At 75.1% G+C, this 15,585-nt stretch carries 14 protein-coding genes; 9 read left to right on the top strand and 5 right to left on the bottom strand.

Annotation, left to right across the window (positions count from 1 at the left end):
• Positions 1 to 22: 22 nt before the first annotated feature.
• Positions 23 to 385 carry a helix-turn-helix transcriptional regulator gene (locus tag M8C11_RS01495; protein ID WP_121685383.1) on the top strand — a complete coding sequence of 121 codons (363 nt, stop codon included), beginning with the start codon at positions 23 to 25 and terminating at the stop codon, positions 383 to 385.
• A 61-nt stretch (positions 386 to 446) separates the two neighbouring features.
• Here the strand turns inward: M8C11_RS01495 and M8C11_RS01490 are convergent, their stop codons facing one another.
• On the bottom strand, positions 447 to 1,754 hold the full coding sequence (locus M8C11_RS01490) for an FAD-binding oxidoreductase (protein ID WP_252447927.1): 1,308 nt from the start codon (positions 1,752 to 1,754) through the stop codon (positions 447 to 449).
• 46 nt (positions 1,755 to 1,800) lie between these two features.
• Here M8C11_RS01490 and M8C11_RS01485 point away from each other — a divergent pair, with 46 nt between their 5' ends.
• Both M8C11_RS01485 and M8C11_RS01480 read left to right on the top strand, forming a co-directional pair.
• Complete coding sequence (locus M8C11_RS01485; RefSeq protein WP_252447926.1) at positions 1,801 to 3,273, top strand: PLP-dependent aminotransferase family protein; 1,473 nt, start codon at positions 1,801 to 1,803, stop codon at positions 3,271 to 3,273.
• A 29-nt stretch (positions 3,274 to 3,302) separates the two neighbouring features.
• Positions 3,303 to 3,977 carry a pyridoxamine 5'-phosphate oxidase family protein gene (locus M8C11_RS01480; RefSeq protein WP_252447925.1) on the top strand — a complete coding sequence of 225 codons (675 nt, stop codon included), beginning with the start codon at positions 3,303 to 3,305 and terminating at the stop codon, positions 3,975 to 3,977.
• A gap of 25 nt (positions 3,978 to 4,002) precedes the next feature.
• Here M8C11_RS01480 and M8C11_RS01475 read toward each other — a convergent pair whose 3' ends face one another.
• Positions 4,003 to 4,911: an NB-ARC domain-containing protein gene (locus M8C11_RS01475; protein WP_256484860.1), complete on the bottom strand. Its 909-nt coding sequence runs from the start codon at positions 4,909 to 4,911 to the stop codon at positions 4,003 to 4,005.
• Positions 4,912 to 5,226: 315 nt separating this feature from the next.
• Here M8C11_RS01475 and M8C11_RS01470 point away from each other — a divergent pair, with 315 nt between their 5' ends.
• From M8C11_RS01470 to M8C11_RS01445, 6 genes are read left to right on the top strand one after another with little or no spacing between them, the layout of a single operon-like run.
• A complete protein-coding gene (locus M8C11_RS01470) occupies positions 5,227 to 5,649 on the top strand; it encodes a cupin domain-containing protein (protein WP_252447923.1) in 423 nt (140 codons plus the stop codon).
• Positions 5,642 to 7,006: a class I tRNA ligase family protein gene (locus tag M8C11_RS01465; RefSeq protein ID WP_252447922.1), complete on the top strand. Its 1,365-nt coding sequence runs from the start codon at positions 5,642 to 5,644 to the stop codon at positions 7,004 to 7,006. Before M8C11_RS01470 ends, M8C11_RS01465 begins: the two co-directional genes overlap by 8 nt.
• Positions 6,999 to 8,039 (top strand): FAD-binding oxidoreductase, encoded by a 1,041-nt coding sequence (locus tag M8C11_RS01460; RefSeq protein WP_252447921.1) that lies wholly within the window; start codon positions 6,999 to 7,001, stop codon positions 8,037 to 8,039. The genes M8C11_RS01465 and M8C11_RS01460 overlap by 8 nt, the downstream gene beginning before the upstream one ends.
• On the top strand, positions 8,039 to 9,298 hold the full coding sequence (locus tag M8C11_RS01455; RefSeq protein ID WP_252447920.1) for a lysine N(6)-hydroxylase/L-ornithine N(5)-oxygenase family protein: 1,260 nt from the start codon (positions 8,039 to 8,041) through the stop codon (positions 9,296 to 9,298). Before M8C11_RS01460 ends, M8C11_RS01455 begins: the two co-directional genes overlap by 1 nt.
• Before the next feature lie 5 nt (positions 9,299 to 9,303).
• Positions 9,304 to 9,678 carry a hypothetical protein gene (locus M8C11_RS01450; protein WP_252447919.1) on the top strand — a complete coding sequence of 125 codons (375 nt, stop codon included), beginning with the start codon at positions 9,304 to 9,306 and terminating at the stop codon, positions 9,676 to 9,678.
• Positions 9,671 to 10,366, top strand: a complete 696-nt coding sequence (locus M8C11_RS01445) for a LysE family translocator (RefSeq protein WP_120569426.1) — start codon at positions 9,671 to 9,673, stop codon at positions 10,364 to 10,366. Before M8C11_RS01450 ends, M8C11_RS01445 begins: the two co-directional genes overlap by 8 nt.
• Positions 10,367 to 10,426: 60 nt before the next feature.
• Here the strand turns inward: M8C11_RS01445 and M8C11_RS01440 are convergent, their stop codons facing one another.
• From M8C11_RS01440 to M8C11_RS01430, 3 genes are read right to left on the bottom strand one after another with little or no spacing between them, the layout of a single operon-like run.
• Positions 10,427 to 11,950 (bottom strand): class I SAM-dependent methyltransferase, encoded by a 1,524-nt coding sequence (locus tag M8C11_RS01440; RefSeq protein ID WP_252447918.1) that lies wholly within the window; start codon positions 11,948 to 11,950, stop codon positions 10,427 to 10,429.
• A gap of 34 nt (positions 11,951 to 11,984) precedes the next feature.
• Positions 11,985 to 13,793 carry an ABC transporter ATP-binding protein gene (locus M8C11_RS01435; protein WP_252447917.1) on the bottom strand — a complete coding sequence of 603 codons (1,809 nt, stop codon included), beginning with the start codon at positions 13,791 to 13,793 and terminating at the stop codon, positions 11,985 to 11,987.
• Positions 13,790 to 15,511 (bottom strand): ABC transporter ATP-binding protein, encoded by a 1,722-nt coding sequence (locus M8C11_RS01430; protein WP_252447916.1) that lies wholly within the window; start codon positions 15,509 to 15,511, stop codon positions 13,790 to 13,792. Before M8C11_RS01430 ends, M8C11_RS01435 begins: the two co-directional genes overlap by 4 nt.
• Positions 15,512 to 15,585 lie beyond the last annotated feature (74 nt).

Genomic DNA, 15,585 nt, shown 5'->3' with positions numbered 1-15,585 from the left:
CCGTTGGTGCAACGATGCAAGCGTGGGAACTGCGAAAACCTCCACCCCTGCCATCTCGCCGCTTGCCGGCGAGCCGATCAAGCGTGCCGATGCCGAACGGCTCGCGGGAGTCCTGAAGGCGTTCGCCGACCCGGCTCGGTTGCGCCTGCTCAGCCTGATCCAGTCCGCTCCGGAGGGCGAGGCGTCCGTCAGCGACCTCACCGCGCCGCTCGGTCTCTCCCAGCCGACCGTCAGCCATCACCTTCGGATCCTCACCGAGGCCGGCCTGCTCGAGCGTGAGAAGCGGGGTGTGTGGGCGTACTACCGCCTGGTGCCGTCCGCGATCTCGGCGATCGCCGAGTCGTTGACGCCGCCTCGTAAACGGCCGACGAAGAAGGTCCGCTGAGCGGAGGACTGCCGGGCTGCCGCGCGTGCCCGCCGGCCTGACCGGTTCGTGCCCCGGAACGTCAGCCGGCCACCGGGAAGTTGGATCGGACGAGCGCGTCCGGGTCGTGGCGGCGCTTGACCGCCCGGAGCCGGTCGAGGACGGCGGGAGTGAACGCGTCGGCCACCGTCTCGTCCCGGTTGAGGAACGTCACCGGCTTGCGTCCGCTGACCGGCAGGGCGCCGGCGAGGTCCCGCTGGCGCGCCTTGACCGCCGCCGGGTCGGTGGCGACACCGAACAGGTAGAGCGCGTACGGCTCGGTGAGCGTGCCGTGCGGGCTGTCGGAGGCCCGGGCGAGGGCGCCGCCCAGATGCCGGAGCTGGACGCTCAGCAGCGGGGCGATCGGGTCGGCCAGCAGTGCCTCGGCCGCGTCGTCGTCGAGGCGGGTCAGCAGTTCGGCGCGGGAGATGCCCGGGCTGGGGTCGGTGGGTTCGGCCGTGATGCCGCCGAGTTCGGTGACCGCCATGACCCGCCTGCTGTCGGAGATCGGCGTCGCCAACCGGTCCAGCGGCGTGAGCAGGCTCCGCGCCCCGGCCTCGTCGCCGAGGTAGGTGACGTCGAGGGCCACCATCGGTTCGCCGCCGGGGAAGTGCAGCAGGTCCATCCACACGGTCAGCTCGTCGGGCGCGGTGGCGGTGATCCGCCGGAACGCCCGCAGCACGTCCCGCACCTGCGCCGCCGACCACAGCATCCGTCCGCCGAACAGGCTCGGCGCGGGGTGCAGCGCGAGTTCGAGCGCGGTGACGATCGCGAAGTCACCGCCACCGCCGCGCAGCGCCCAGAACAGGTCGGGGTCGGTCTCGGCGGTGACGTGCCGGTGCCGCGCCTCGGCGTCCACGACGTCGAACGCGGTGACCGCGTCGGACACCCAGCCGTACGCGCGGCCGAACCAGCTCAGCCCGCCGCCCAGCGCCACCCCGGTCACGCTGACGACCGGGGAACTGCCGGGCAGCCCGGTGAGCCCGTGCGGCGCGGCGGCGGCCTGGAGCCGGCCGGACGGCACACCCGCGCCGACCCGGGCCCGGCGGGCGTCCGGGTCGATCTCCACGGTGTCCAGGCGGCCGGTGCGCAGCAGGATCGTGCCGTCGGCACTGCCGCTGGCGCCGTGCCCGTTGGGCTGCGCGGCGATGCCCAGTCCGGCCGAGCGGGCGTACCGGACGAGCGCGACGACGTCGTCGGCGTCGGCGGCCTCGACCACGGCCACCGGCGACTGCTCGACGGCCAGGTTCCAGGCCCGGCCGGCCACGTCGAACCCGGCGTCCCCCGGCAGCAGGACCCGGCCCCGGACGGCGGAGCGCAGCGGGTGCGGGGCGTTCGTGATCGTGTCCATGAGCCCACACTAGGGTCGGAAAAGACCCGGACTAGGGTGCATTCGCATGACGGATTCGTGGGCCAATCCGGCGCGCCGGCTCGGCAGCGACCTGCATCTGGAACTGGCCGGCGCCGGTGGCCGCCGGTCCGCGCTCACCCGTGCCCTGCGGGAGGCCGTCCGGGACGGGAGGCTGGCCGCCGGCACCCTCCTGCCGCCGTACCGGTCCCTCGCCGCCGACCTGGGCCTGGCCCGCAACACAGTCGCCGCCGCGTACGCCGAACTGGTGGCCGAGGGATGGCTGGTCGCCCGGCAGGGGTCGGGGACGCGGGTGGCGCCGCGCGCCGAGCCCGCCCGGGTCGCCCGCGTCCCGAGGCAGACGCCCGCGCGTCCGGCCCCGGCCGTGCACCACCTGCGTCAGGGGCAGCCGGATGCCGCCTCCTTCCCGCGCGCCGCGTGGCTGGCGTCCGCGCGGCGTGCCCTGACCGCCGCGCCGAACGAGGCGTTCGGGCCGGGCGACCCGCGGGGCCGCCCGGAGCTGCGCCGGGCGCTGGCCGCTTACCTGGCGCGGGCCCGGGGTGTCCGGACCACCCCGGAGCAGATAGTGGTGTGTTCCGGTGTCGCGCACGCGCTGCGGCTGCTCTTCGGCGGCCGGGTTCTGCGCGGCCCGCTGGCGGTGGAGTCCTACGGGCTACCGTTCCACCGCGCGGTCCTGGCGGCGGCAGGCGTGCGTACCGTCCCTCTCACGCTCGACGCGGACGGGGCCCGCACCGAGGAGCTGGCGGGCCTCTCCGGGGTACGGGCGGCGCTGCTCACGCCGGCACACCAGTTCCCCACCGGTGGCCCTCTGCATCCCGGGCGGCGTCTCGCCGCGGTGCGGTGGGCGGAGGCGCGGGACGGGCTGGTGCTGGAGGACGACTACGACGGCGAGTTCCGGTACGACCGGGATCCGGTCGGCGCGGTGCAGGGCCTGGCCCCGGAGCGCGTGGTCTACCTGGGTTCGGTGAGCAAGAGCCTCTCCCCCGCGCTGCGTCTGGGCTGGATGGTGCTGCCCGAACGGCTCGTCGGCCCGGTGCTGGACGCCAAGGGCGAGCGGGAGGCGTGGGCGGGCGTGACGGACCAGCTCACCCTCGCCGACTTCCTCGACTCCGGCCGGTACGACCGGCACGTCCGCCGGATGCGGCAGCGGTACCGCGCGCGCCGCGACCGCCTCGTCGCCACGCTCGCCGCCCACGCCCCGCACGTCACGCCGACCGGCGTCGCCGCCGGGCTGCACGCCGTGCTGCGCCTGCCCCCGGGCACCGAACGCGCGGCGGTCGAGGCCGCCGCCGGACGGTCGATCGCGCTCGACGGACTGGCCGGCTTCCGCCACCCGGACGCCGTCATGCCCGCCCTCGACGGCCTCGTGGTCGGCTACGCGACGCCGCCCGAGCACGCGTACGCCGCCGCGCTGGAGGCGCTGTGCCGCATCCTCCCCCGGAGCCCGCTCCCCCACCGGTCCGGCGGGCCGGCCCTTGAGGACCGCGGCCCGACCCGGTAGAAACGGCGGGGCCGACAGGAGAATCAGCCATGACCGATATCGACGGGCGGTTGTCCGCGACGCCGCGTACGACCCTGCGCCGGATGAAGGAGAAGGGGCACCGCGACCGCGCCGCTCTCTTCGGCGTGCTGCGGGCCGCCTTCGTCTGCCATCTCGGGGTGCTCGTCGACGGCGGTCCGATGGTGGTGCCGACCGTCTACGGCTTCGACGACCGGCACCTCTACCTGCACGGCTCGGTGGCCAGCCGGAGTCTCACCACCGACGCCGAGGTCTGCGTGACCGTCACAGTGGTCGACGGCCTGGTCCTGGCGCGGTCGGTGTTCGAGCACGGGATCAACTACCGCAGCGCGATGATCTACGGCCGGCCCCGGTGGGTGACCGACGCCGAGGAGAAGCTGCACGGCCTGCGGCTGCTGACCGAGCACGTGGCCCCGGGCCAGTGGGACCACGCCCGCCGGCCGAACCGGCGGGAACTCGCGGCCACCACGCTGCTGGCGCTTCCGCTGGCCGAGGCGTCGGTCAAGACGCGCAGCGGCCCGCCGGACGACGGCGACGGCCCGGACGCCGCTCTCGGGCTGTGGGCGGGCGAGCTTCCCCTGGTCGCGCGCTGGGAACAGCCGGCGACCGACCCGGCGCTGCCGCCGACGACGCCGGTGCCGGCGCACGTCGCCGCGCGCGCCGGCACCCGCGCCGACCAGGCCTGACCGGCCCGGGCGGCCCCCGGCCCGCCTACCGGAGCTGGCGGGCCACCTCCGCCAGCGGCAGGCAGGGCTGGACGGCCGCGCGGGCGGCCACCACCGCGAGCGCCCGGGGCACTCCGGCGCAGTACGCGATGATCTCCCGCACCGCCGCGCGCTCGGCGGTGAGGCGACGCTCGCCGAGGCGGGCGGCCAGCAGGTCCCACGCCTCGCCGGCGGCCAGCTCGTCGACCGCGACCGGGCACGCGGCCTCGCCGACGACCAGGCCGGTGAGGCGGTCCCGGCTGGTCACGACCACCATGCAGCCGGGTACGCCGGGCAGCAGCGGCCGTACCTGGTCGGCGTCGCGGGCGTCGTCGAGCACGATGAGCATCCGGCGCCCGGCGAGCGCGCTGCGGTAGAGCCCGGTGCGCGCCGCCGGTCCGCACGGGACACCACCGGGGACGTCGAGCGCCTCGATGAGGCCGCCGAGCGCCTCCGCCGGCGCCACCGCCGCTCTGCCCGGTTCGCTGCCGCCGAGCTGGACGTGCAGCACCCCGTCGGAGAACCGGGCCGCCGACCGGTGCGCCCAGCGCAGCGCCAGCGCCGTCTTGCCGATGCCGGACCGGCCGGACAGGACGCACACGACCACGCTCGACATCCGCCGCGGTCCGCCGTCGAGCAGCCGGTCGAGTTGCCGCAGTTGTGCCGAGCGGCCGGTGAAGCCGGGAATCTCCAGCGGCAGTTGCATGGGGCGGATCCGGCCCGACGGCGCCGGGTTGGCGGGCAGGCCGAGGACCTCGCGGAGCAGCCGGACGGTCGCGGGCCGCGGACGGGTCACGCGCGACGACTCCAGGTTGCGGATGCTCCGGACGCTCAGTCCGGTACGGGCGGCCAACTCCTCCTGTGTCAAGTTGGCCAGTCGCCGTGCGGTAGCGATTTCATGACCCAACGTATCCATGTAGCCGATCACAGCGTCGTCTCCGTACCGGTTCTGGTGGATTCATGCCGGTGGACCACCGAAGCCGAGGCCGCTGAGCGGGCAGTCAGCAGCGACATTGCCGGTGATCTGCCGGTGAAGCTCCTGTTGGCCAGACGAGGTTAAGTCCACAGTGGGTCCGACGCTATCGACCGGAGTCGAATCGACGGTCGACGAGACGGGCCCTTCCCGGCATCGGTGCAGCGTCGCAGAAGCAGCACTTCCGGTCACTCTCCGCAAACCTCAGAACCGTCCGGCGCGGGCCCGGAGGGCAGCGCGCCGACCAGGAGGACGAACATGCGAAGGTACGTCAGCGACACCGCCGAACTCACCGACGAGTACGGCATCCGGATCGGCCGCTGGACGCAGTACCGCGATCTCGGCCCGTTGCCGTTCGACGCCATGTGGTGCGTGATCCCGCCCGGTGGCAGCAGCAGCGAGGACGTCCACCCGGAGGTCGAGTTCGCCGTGGTGACCCGCGGCACGGCCATCTACGAGGCGGGCGGCGAGAAGGTCGAGGTGCCGACCGGCGGCGTGATCCTGCTCGAACCGGAGCAGCGGCACGTCATCCACAACCCCTCGCCGGAGCAACCGCTCACCATCCTCAGCATCTACTGGATGCCCCGCCCCGACGAGGCCGGGCAGGCCGGCGCGGACGGCGGGCAGAGCGGGGCGGACAGCCGGCAGGCCGGCGCGGACGGCGGAGCCGGCCGTGACTGACGCCGCCTCCACTGCCGGGGCGGTGCTGGTGGTGACGCCGCCGCCGACGCCGAACGGGCCGCTGCACCTCGGGCACCTCAGCGGCCCGTACGTCGCCGGGGACGTCGCCGCCCGCGCGCTGCGGGCCGCCGGCCGGCGGGTGGTGACCCAGTGCGGCCTGGACGCGCACCAGAACTACGTGCTCGCCCGGGCGCAGGCGCTGGGCGAGACTCCCGCGGACACCGCCGCCCGCTACGGCTCGTCGATCCACGCCGCGCTGCGCGCCGCACGCATCCGGTACGACGTCATGGCCGACCCGCTGGCCGACGCCGACTACCGCCGGGCGGTGGCCGGCCTGCTCACCGAACTGGTGGAGGCCAAGGTGGTGGAGGTCGGCCCGGTGTCGCTGCGCGCGTGCGCGGCCTGCCGGCGGACCCTGCACCACGTCCGGGTCGCCGGGCGCTGCCCGGCCTGCGGCGCCGGCGCGAACGGCGGCACCTGCGAGGGGTGCGGCGGCTTCTGCACCGCCGCGAACCTGGTCGGCGCGCTGTCGACCTGCTGCGACGCGGCACCCGAGCCGGTCACCCGCACGGTCCCGGTGCTGCGGCTGGACGAGCACCGGGAGCGGCTCGCCGAGTTCTGGTCCCGCGCGGTGCTGCCGCCCCGGCTGCGGCGCCTCGTCGCGTCGTACCTCGACGGCGGGCTGCCGGAGGTGCCGCTGGCGTACCCGTCGGACTGGGGCATCGAGTGGGACGACGGCCTGCGCATCGACGTCTGGGCCGAGATGGCGTTGGCCAACCTGGTGCTGCCCGCCCGCCACCTGCGGCCGGACGCGGACACGTTGGCCGGGTATCTGGACGCGTGGCGGGACGTGGACGAGCAGTGGATCTTCCTCGGGGTCGACAACGCGTTCTACTACGCACTGCTCATCCCGGCCCTGCACCTGGCCGCCGGGCTGCCCGACCGGCCGACCGGGCTGGTGGTCAACGAGTTCTACCGGCTCACCGGCGCCAAGTTCTCCACCAGCCGCGAACACGCGATCTGGGCGCACGAGTTCCTGGCCGCCGAGGACCCGGCGGTGGTCCGGGCGTTCCTGAGCTGGGACCGGCCGGACAGCTACGAGTCGGACTTCCGCCCGGAGGCGTACGAGGCGTTCACCGCCCGGTACGCCGCGACCCTGGCCGGCACCACCGCCGGCCTGGACGGCGTACTGGCCGACACCGAGCTGACCCGCGGCGAGCAGGCGCTGCGCCTGGAGCACTTCGATCCCGCCACCGCGGTCCGGGCGGCGCTGGCCGCGTACCCCGGCCGGCCGGAGCGGGCGGCCCGGCTGCTCGGCATCGTCGGCGGCGCGGAACCGGCGGAGTCCGATGGGTGAGCCGCGCGTGCTCGTCGTCGGCGCGGGCGTGAGCGGTGTCCTGCTGGCCCGGCGGCTGCGGGACGCGGGCGCCGAGGCGGTCCTGATCGGCCCGCACGGCGGCCCGGACGGGCGGCCCGCCGACGCGACGGCCGCGTCCGGTGGGCTGGTGCGGGCCTTCGAGCCCGATCCGGCCGCCCGGTCCCTGGCCGCCGCGAGCCTCGCCGAGCTGCGGGCCGATCCGTCCCTCGCGGCCGCCGCCGGGTGGCGGCGGACCGGCTCGCTCTACCTGCTCGACGCCGGGTCGGCGGCCGGCGTGGACGGCGCCGAGGTGCTCACCCGGGACGAGGTCGCCCAGCGGTTCGGTTTCGCCGGGCTGCCGGACGGCACGGTGGGGATCTGGGAGGACCGGGCCGGATACCTGGACCCGGACCGGCTGCGCCGGACCGTCCTGCGTGGCCTGGACCGGACCGAGACGACACCGGTGGCCCGCCTCGACGATCGCGTGGTCGAGCTGCGCGACGGCCGCCGGCTCACCGGCGACCTCGTCGTCGTGGCCGCCGGGGCCTGGACCCCGCGACTGTTGCGCGCCGCCGGGTTGCCGACCTCGCTGCGCACCAAGCACATCCAGTACGCCCACCACGCCACCGGCCGGGACGACCTGCCGTGCTTCGTGGACGAGTCGAGTGGCCTCTACGGCCGGCCGGCCGGTCCGGGGCGCGTGCTGCTCGGGCTGCCCAGCGACAGGTGGGACGTCGACCCGCCGGTCCCCGAGCCGGACGCCGATCTGGCGGCACGGGTCCGGGCGGTGGCCGCACGACGGCTGCCCGGCGTGGACCTGCGACCGGCCGGGCCGCCGGTGAGCGCCGCCGACTGCTACAGCGAACCCGCCGGCCTGGCCCTGCGCCACGTGGCCGGCGCCGTGCACACCTTCACCGGCGGCAGCGGCGGCGCCGCCAAGACCGTCCTGGCCGCCAGCCGGCTCGCCGCCACCGCCCTGCTGAACACCCGAACCGCGATCCCTGTCCCCCACGGCCAGACAGAGGCAGACTGATGACGCAGACCTTTCACACAGTGGGAATCGGCGCCGGGCCGGCGAACCTGAGCCTCGCGGCGATGTACGACACCCTCGCGCCGCACGACATCGCGCTGTTCGAGGCGCGGGACCGGCCGGGCTGGCACGACGGGATGCTGCACAGCGGCGTCCGCATGCAGACCGGCTGGGTCAAGGACCTGGTCTCGCTCTACGACCCGACCCACCCGCTGTCGTTCCTCAACTACCTGGTCACCACCGGCCGGGTGTACGCCCTGCTGGGCGCCGGGTTCGACACCATCCCCCGGATCGAGTACCAGCAGTACCTGGTGTGGGCGGCGGCTCAGCTGCCGCGCATCACGTACGGCACCCGCGTCGACCGGGTGGAGTTCGACGGAGCGCTGATCAGCCGCAGCGGCGGTGCGGAGGTCGCCCGCTCCCGGCACCTGGTGCTCGGCAGCGGGACCGTCCCCTTCGTACCGGAGTTCCTGGACGCCCTCGACCCGCGGCATCTGTTCGTCGCCGACGAGCTGCACCAGCGCCTCGCCACCGTGCCGGACGAGCCGGACCTGCCGTGGATCGTGATCGGCAGCGGCCAGACCAGCGCGGAGTGCGTCGCGGCGCTGCTCGCCCGCGGGTGCCGCGACATCAGGTGGATCGGGCGGCGGTCGTGGTTCGCTCCGCTGGAGGACTCCCCGTCGGCGAACGACCTGTACCGGCCCGCCTACCAGGAGGCGTTCCTCACGCTGTCCCGGGACGTGCGGGAACGCCTCGTCTCCGGCCAGATCCTGACCAGCGACGGCATCTCCCCGGGCACGTTGCGCGGCATCTACCAGCACAACTACGAGGAGCGGCTGCGTACCGGGCGGTTCCCGGTGACGATCATGCCGAGCCGTACCGTGACCGGCGCCCGGCAGCTCGACGGGGAGGTCGAGCTGGAGTGCCTGACCGCCGGCAGCGGCGAGGAGCGGCACCGGGCGGTGAACCTGGTCGTCGCGGCGGGACGCCGGCAGGCGCCGCTGCCCTTCGACCCGGAGCTGACCGCGCTGATCGACCTGGACGAGCGCGGCGAGCCGGTCATCGAGTCGGACTACTCGATCCGGTGGAAGCACGCTGACGACCACAAGATCTTCGTGCTGAACCGGGGGCGGTACGTCCAGGGGCTCGTCGACTCCAACCTGAGCATCCTGCCGATCCGCAGCGCGATGGTCCTCAACTCGATCGCCGGCCGTACCGTCTGCCGGTTCCGCGACGACTACCTCAGCACCCGATGGGCGTGAGCGCGATGACCACATTCGACTACGACGACCGGATCTTCGTCTCCGTCGACCACGCCGGTGACGCCGATCCGCTGCGGGGGCACTACCACCAGCGCGGCGACCTGGTCTGGGCGGAGATCTCCGGCGGCCCGGTACGGCACGGCCGGCTCGCCGGCACCTGCGACGCGCAGGGCGTGGTGCGTTTCGCGTACGTGGAGGTGCTCACCGACGGCAGCATCGTGGTCGGCGAGTGCGAGTCCCGGCCCGAGCGGCTGCCGGACGGCCGGATCCGGCTGCGCGAGCAGTGGCGCCGGCACGGGCCGCGTCGGGACAGCGGCGTCTCGGTCATCGAGGAGGCCGCCCCGGCGCGCGTCGAGGCGAGGGAGGAGCAGCGTGTCTGACATCCAGATCGTCAGCTTCGTCGCCGCGAGCCTGCTCATCATCATCGTGCCGGGCGTCGACTTCGCCCTGGTCACCCGGCAGACCGTCCGGTACGGGCGGCGGGCCGGATTCGTGGTGCTGGCCGGGCTGTTCGCCGCCGCCCTGGTGCACGCCTCGCTCGCCACCGCCGGCCTGTCCGCCCTGCTGGTCTCCTCACCGGCGCTCTACACGGTGCTGCGCGTCGCCGGCGCGCTGTACCTGCTCTACCTGGGCGGCACCATCCTCTGGGCCACCCGGCCGCGCCGGAGCGCCCCGGTGGCGCAGCCGGTGCCGGTCGGCGCGGGTGGGGCCGGTGCCGGCACTGAGGCCGCCGCGCCGGTCCGGGACGTCCCGGCCGCCGACGAGCCGCACGTGGCGCGCCGCTCGTTCGTCATGGGCGTCACCAGCCAGCTGCTGAACGTCAAGGTGGTCGTCTTCTACGTCTCGTTCGTGCCGCAGTTCGTCAAGCCCGGCGACGGCGCGGCGGCCCGCACGGCGGTGCTGGCCGCCACGTTCATCGGCCTCGCCGTGCTCTGGTGGGCCTGCTACATCCTGCTCATCGACCGGTTGCAGCCCTGGCTGACGCGGCCGTCGGTGCTGCTGGTGATCGAACGGCTGACCGGGCTGATCCTGATCGTCCTGGCGGTGCGGATCGCGCTGAGCCACTGAGCCGCACCACAGGCGCCCGCCGGCCCGGCCGCATCCAGCCGGGCCGGCGGCGCTGTGGTGTCAGGCGTTGCGCGGACGGTGGGCGACGGTGAGGACGTGGGTGGTCGGCCACTCCAGCGGCCGGCCGTCGAGGTCGGTGAGGGACGCGACCGGTGCGATCCGGTTGTCGATCACCCAGTCGTTGCGGACCGGCGCCGAGGCCGGGCCGATCTCGAAACCGGCCTCGGTGAGCAACGCCGTCCAGTCGGCGAAGCTCAGGCCGCAGAACTGCTCCTTCGTCTCCGACAGCCAGTTGTCCGTGTAGTCCTTGCGGGTCAGGTAGTCCATCGCCGCGCCCAGGCCGAGGCGTACCGCGCCGTCGGCGAGCGGCTCGTAGTCGAAGCCGAACGCGAAGTCCACGGCGAACTGGTCCAGCCGCGCCCGCGCCGACAGTCCCGAGACGTACCGCCGGACCTCGGCCGAGGTCAGGTCGGCCAGGTCACGGCGGGGCGAGGCGGGGTTGTCGCCGTCGTCCGCGGTCAGCCGCAGGATCACCGGCCGGCCGGGGTCGTCCGGTCCGCACACGTCGCTGTTGATCCAGACGCCGCCGGGCACCGTGTGGTCGTGGATGCGACGGGCGAACTGGAGCAGCGACTCCCGCTGCCGCCCGTACGACCAGATCTCGTGGGTGAGCGCGAAGGTGAGCGTGGTGTCCACCGACCGGTCCTTGAACACGGCGCCGCCGAGGACGTTGCGGTGGAAGAAGTAGACGTTGGCGTTGCGGAACACGCCCTGCGCCTTCTTGTGCAGGCACTCCTGGTAGAGGTGGCGGGCCACCTCCACGCCGATCAGGTCGCTCTCCCGCAGCGCGGCCTCCCGGTCGGCCAGCTCCAGGACCGCGCCCGCGCCGCAGCCGATGTCCACGATGCGTCCGGGCTGCACGTACCGGCGCACCGAGTCCCACTTGCGTTGCGCGGCCGAGGCGAACGCCTCCACGTAGGTCCGGTAGTCGCGGGTGACCGTGAGGCCGCCCTCGTCGCCGACGAGCGGGTCGTTCACCACCGACCGGATCGCCTCGACGAGGCGGTAGCGCTCGAACACGTCGATCGTCGCCGGGTGGGTGAGCGCACGCCAGGTCTCGTCGCCGGCGGCCAGGCGCAGCAGCACGTCCCACGGCCGCTCGGGCGCCTCGCTCAGGCCGGGGTCGGCCTCGACCTGCGCGATCGCGAAGCCGAGCCGCTCGTACAGCTTCGCGACCTCCGGCGTGGAGCAGGCCACCACCGTGTCGGCGGGCGTGAGTTCGAGCCCGGTGGCCACCGCGATGCTCTTGAGCGTGACCTCCGCGAACGCGTCGGTGTACGCGGTGTCGAAGATCGGCACGGCCAGCGAGCGCAGCCCGGTCAGCACGCTGAACCGCTCGATCGCGGCTTCCCGCCTGTGGTACGCGACCGGGTTGCGCCGGGTGTTCTCGTGGTTGGCCGACGTCACCGCCCAGACCACAGTGGCCTCGTCGCCGGCGAGCCGGCTCAGGTAGTCGGCCTGGAACCGGGTCAGCAGGTGATGCCGCCCGGGGAACAGCACGAAGCGGGTCGGCAGGTCGGTCATGGGCACCTCGCCTGGGCCGTGGAGCGGTCGGTGATCATACCGGGACGCGCCAGGACCGCCACAGATGGCCGTACCGGCCGTCGGCGGCCAGCAGCTCGTCGTGCGTGCCCTGCTCCACGATCCGGCCGTGGTCGAGCACGACGATCCGGTCCGCGGTGACCGCCTGGCTGAGCCGGTGCGCCACGATCAGCGTGGTACGCCCCCGCGTGGCCGCGAGGGCCGCCCGGTCCAGGTCACGCGCCCCGGCGCTGCCGGCCTCGGCGGTCGCCTCGTCCAGCACGGCGACGGCGGGCGCGGTGAGCACCAGCCGGGCCAGGGCGACCTGCTGGGCCTGCGCGGCGGTGAGCCGGTGACCGCCCTCCCCCACCGGCGTCGCCAGCCCGTCCGGCAGGGCACGCAGCCAGGCGGTGGCGCCGACCCGCTCCAGCGCGTCGAGCAGCTCGGCGTCGGTCGCGTCCGGGGCGGCCAGGCGCAGGTCCGCGGCGAGCGGCCCGGCGAAGACGTGCACCTCCTGGCTGACCAGTGCCACGTCCCGCCGGGAGACCGCCTCGCCCGCCCCGGTCAGCGGCACGCCGTCGAGGCGTACCGATCCGTCCGTGGGCGCGATGATTCCGGCGGCGATGCCGGCGAGCGTGCTCTTGCCGGCGCCGCTGGCGCCGACGAGCGCGACCCGCTCCCCCGGCGCCAGGCGCAGCTCGACGTCGGCGAGCACGAGCGGTCCGTCGTCGTAGTGGTGGCGGCGCACCGTGACGTCCAGCGCCGCCGGGCCGCGCGGGCCGGCCGGCGCGGTGGCCGGGGCGGGGGTGGAGGCCGGGCCGGCCGCGGCGGGCGGTGCGGTGTCGGGCAGGCTCGCCACGCCGACCAGGCGGGCGAGGCTCGCGCCGGCCTGCAGCACCGAGTCGGACTCCATCAGCAGCAGGCCGATCGGGTTGAACAGCCGGTGGAAGTAGAGCGCGGCGGTGGTCGCCGCGCCGACGGTGACCAGGTCGTCGCGGACCAGGAAGAACCCGGCCACGAGCACCGCGGCGAGGCCGAGGAACTCCGACCGGTTGATCCGCAGCCCGAAGCGGGTGTGCAGGTTGAAGATCTCCAGCGACAGGTCGCGGGCCAGGCCGGACCGCTCGGCGATCGCTGCCACGTGCGCGTCCTCGGTCCGGTACGCGCGCACCGTCGCCGCGCCGCGCAGCGCACCGGCCATCGCCTGCGTCCGCTCACCGGTGGCGACCCGCTCGCGGGCGTAGTACGGCATCGAGCGCCGCAGGTACCAGCGCAGCGCCAGCGCGTACGCGGGCGCGGCCACCAGCCCGGCGAGGCCGAGCCGCCAGTCCAGCGCGACCAGCCCGAACACGGTGAGCACGACGGACAGCAGCGCGCCGACGAACGCCGGGCCGCTCACCGCGATCACGTTCGTCACCACCGCCACGTCGTCGCCGACGCGGGCCAGCAGGTCGCCGGTGCCGGCCCGCTCCAGCGTCGCCGACGGCAGGTGCAGCGCCCGGTCGAGGACGCGCTCGCGCAGCCGGGCCAGCACCGTCTCGCCGAGCCGGGACGCGAGAGCGGCGCCGAGCGCGGTGAGCAGGCCGGTGAGCACGGCGGCGGCGGCGATCACCGCCACCCGGCCGGCGATCCGGGAGACCGGGGCGTCGGCGATGACGTCGTCGACCAGGCGGCCGAGCACCCAGGGCGCGACCAGGCCGCCCGTGGCGGCGGCGACGAGCACCGTCGCGGCGGCGGTGCTGAGGCCGGGCCGGTCGCGGAACTGGGCGCCGAGCATGGTCCAGGTCTGCCGGGCGGACGCGACCGGCAGCAACGTCCGGGTGGGGGTACGCGGGTCAGCGGTCACCGCAGTGTCTCCTCGCGGTAGCGGGCGTCGGAGGCCAGCAGGCGTTCGTGCGGTCCCTCGGCGGCCACCCGGCCGTCGGCGATCACCACCACCCGGTCGGTGATCCGCAGCAGGGCCGGGCTGCTGGTGATCAGGAGCGTGCCCCGGGGCGCCACCCGGCGCGCTTCGGCGAGTCCGTCGGCGAGCTGCGCCTCGGTGGCCGCGTCGACGGCGGTGGTGGGATCGTGCAGCACCAGCACGGGCGGGTCGGCGTGCAGAGCCCGCGCCAGCCCGAGCCGCTGGCGCTGTCCACCGGAGAGGTTCGCGCCCCGCTCGACGAGGCGGTGGTCGAGGCCGGCGGGGTGCGCGTCCACCACGTCCTCGGCGGCGGCGGCCCGGACGGCGGCGTGCAGCCGCGCCTGGTCGGCGGGGGCGCCGGCGGCGAGGTTGGCCGCGACAGTGCCCTCGAACAGCGTCACGTCGTGCGGCTCGACCAGCACGGTGCGGCGCAGCGCGTCGACGTGCAGCTCGTCGGCGGGTACGCCGTCGACACGCACGGCGCCCCGGCGCGCGTCCGGCGGCACCCGCCCGGACAGCAGCGCCACCAGCGCCTCGGCGTCGGCCGGGTCGTACGCGAGCACACCGACCACCTCGCCGGGGCCGACGCGCAGGTTCACCCCGTCCAGTCCGGCGTGCCCGACGTCGTCGAGGGTCAGCCGCGGCCCGTCCGGGTGTGCCGGGGCCGGTGCGTCGCCGGGCCGGGTCAGCGGCTCGGCGCCGAGCACGCGCGCCACCCGGGCGGCCGAGGCGCGGGCCATCGCGAACAGCTGCACGCACCAGCCCATGGTCTGCACCGGCTCGGCGACGAACTGCGCGAGCCCGACCACCGTGACCAGCTCGCCGATGGTGAGCCGGCCGCGCAGGGCGAGCCAGCCGGCCACCCCGGCGACCGCCGCGAGGAACAGGCCGTTGGCGGCGGTGGTGAGCCCGAGGTGCAGTCCCTTGGTGTTGGCGGCGCGCAGCGTGACCGCGAGGGCGTTGCGGCTGGCGGCGGCGTACCGGCCGGCGGCGTGGTGCTGGGCGCCGATGCCGCGCAGCACGCGCAGGCCGGAGACGAGGTCCACGGCGAGCGCCGTGGTCTCCGCGAGGGCCTCCTGCTGGGAGGTGCTGCGCCGGGACAGCAGCGGCGCCATCCGTTGCAGCACCAGGACCAGGACCGGTACGCCGACGAGCACGCCGAGTCCGAGGGGGACGTCGATGACCAGCAGCGCGGTGGCCGCGACGGTGAGCGCGGTCACCGCGGCGACGCCGAACCCGGCCACCCGCACCACGAGCGCGGAGAGTTCGGCGTCGGAGGCGGCGACGGAGAGCAGTTCGCCGTCGCGCAGGCCGGAGCGGTGCCCGCGCGGGTCGAGCGCGCGCTCGGCGATCTCCACCCGCAGCAGGTGCGCCTCCCGCTCCACCGCGGCGTACGCCTGGCGGGCGCCGTTGCGGTAGGCGAACGCGAGCACGGCGAACAGGGCCGCGAGGCCGGCGACCGAGTACGCCAGCGCCCACGGGTCGCCGGTGACCACGGCGCGGTCGATGATCAGGCCGATCGCCACCGGCACGAGCGCCTCGGCGACCTGGTGCAGGCCGAGCAGCGTCACGCCGATCAGCACCGGCCGTCGCTGGCGGCGCAATGCCTGACGCAGCACGTACCGGGCCGTGACGGCGCTGCCGGCGGGGAGCGGGGACACGAGGGGATGCCTCCAGTGATCGAAGTGAGGACAGCCTAACCTCAGCCTCGGTGGCCGAGTCGGGTGGCACGGCT

It is taken from the genome of Micromonospora sp. CPM1, assembly GCF_023896895.1.
Lineage (GTDB): Bacteria > Actinomycetota > Actinomycetes > Mycobacteriales > Micromonosporaceae > Micromonospora > Micromonospora tulbaghiae.
Note: the sequence above shows the minus strand (reverse complement) of the source record. Positions and strands in the feature narration are given on the sequence as shown.

Excerpts from the sequence above, each read along its gene's own strand:
- M8C11_RS01490 (WP_252447927.1), bottom strand. The coding sequence starts at position 1,754 with ATGGACACGATCACGAACGCCCCGCACCCGCTGCGCTCCGCCGTCCGG.
- M8C11_RS01485 (WP_252447926.1), top strand. The coding sequence starts at position 1,801 with ATGACGGATTCGTGGGCCAATCCGGCGCGCCGGCTCGGCAGCGACCTG.
- M8C11_RS01480 (WP_252447925.1), top strand. The coding sequence starts at position 3,303 with ATGACCGATATCGACGGGCGGTTGTCCGCGACGCCGCGTACGACCCTG.
- M8C11_RS01475 (WP_256484860.1), bottom strand. The coding sequence starts at position 4,911 with ATGGATACGTTGGGTCATGAAATCGCTACCGCACGGCGACTGGCCAAC.
- M8C11_RS01470 (WP_252447923.1), top strand. The coding sequence starts at position 5,227 with ATGCGAAGGTACGTCAGCGACACCGCCGAACTCACCGACGAGTACGGC.
- M8C11_RS01460 (WP_252447921.1), top strand. The coding sequence starts at position 6,999 with ATGGGTGAGCCGCGCGTGCTCGTCGTCGGCGCGGGCGTGAGCGGTGTC.
- M8C11_RS01455 (WP_252447920.1), top strand. The coding sequence starts at position 8,039 with ATGACGCAGACCTTTCACACAGTGGGAATCGGCGCCGGGCCGGCGAAC.
- M8C11_RS01450 (WP_252447919.1), top strand. The coding sequence starts at position 9,304 with ATGACCACATTCGACTACGACGACCGGATCTTCGTCTCCGTCGACCAC.
- M8C11_RS01440 (WP_252447918.1), bottom strand. The coding sequence starts at position 11,950 with ATGACCGACCTGCCGACCCGCTTCGTGCTGTTCCCCGGGCGGCATCAC.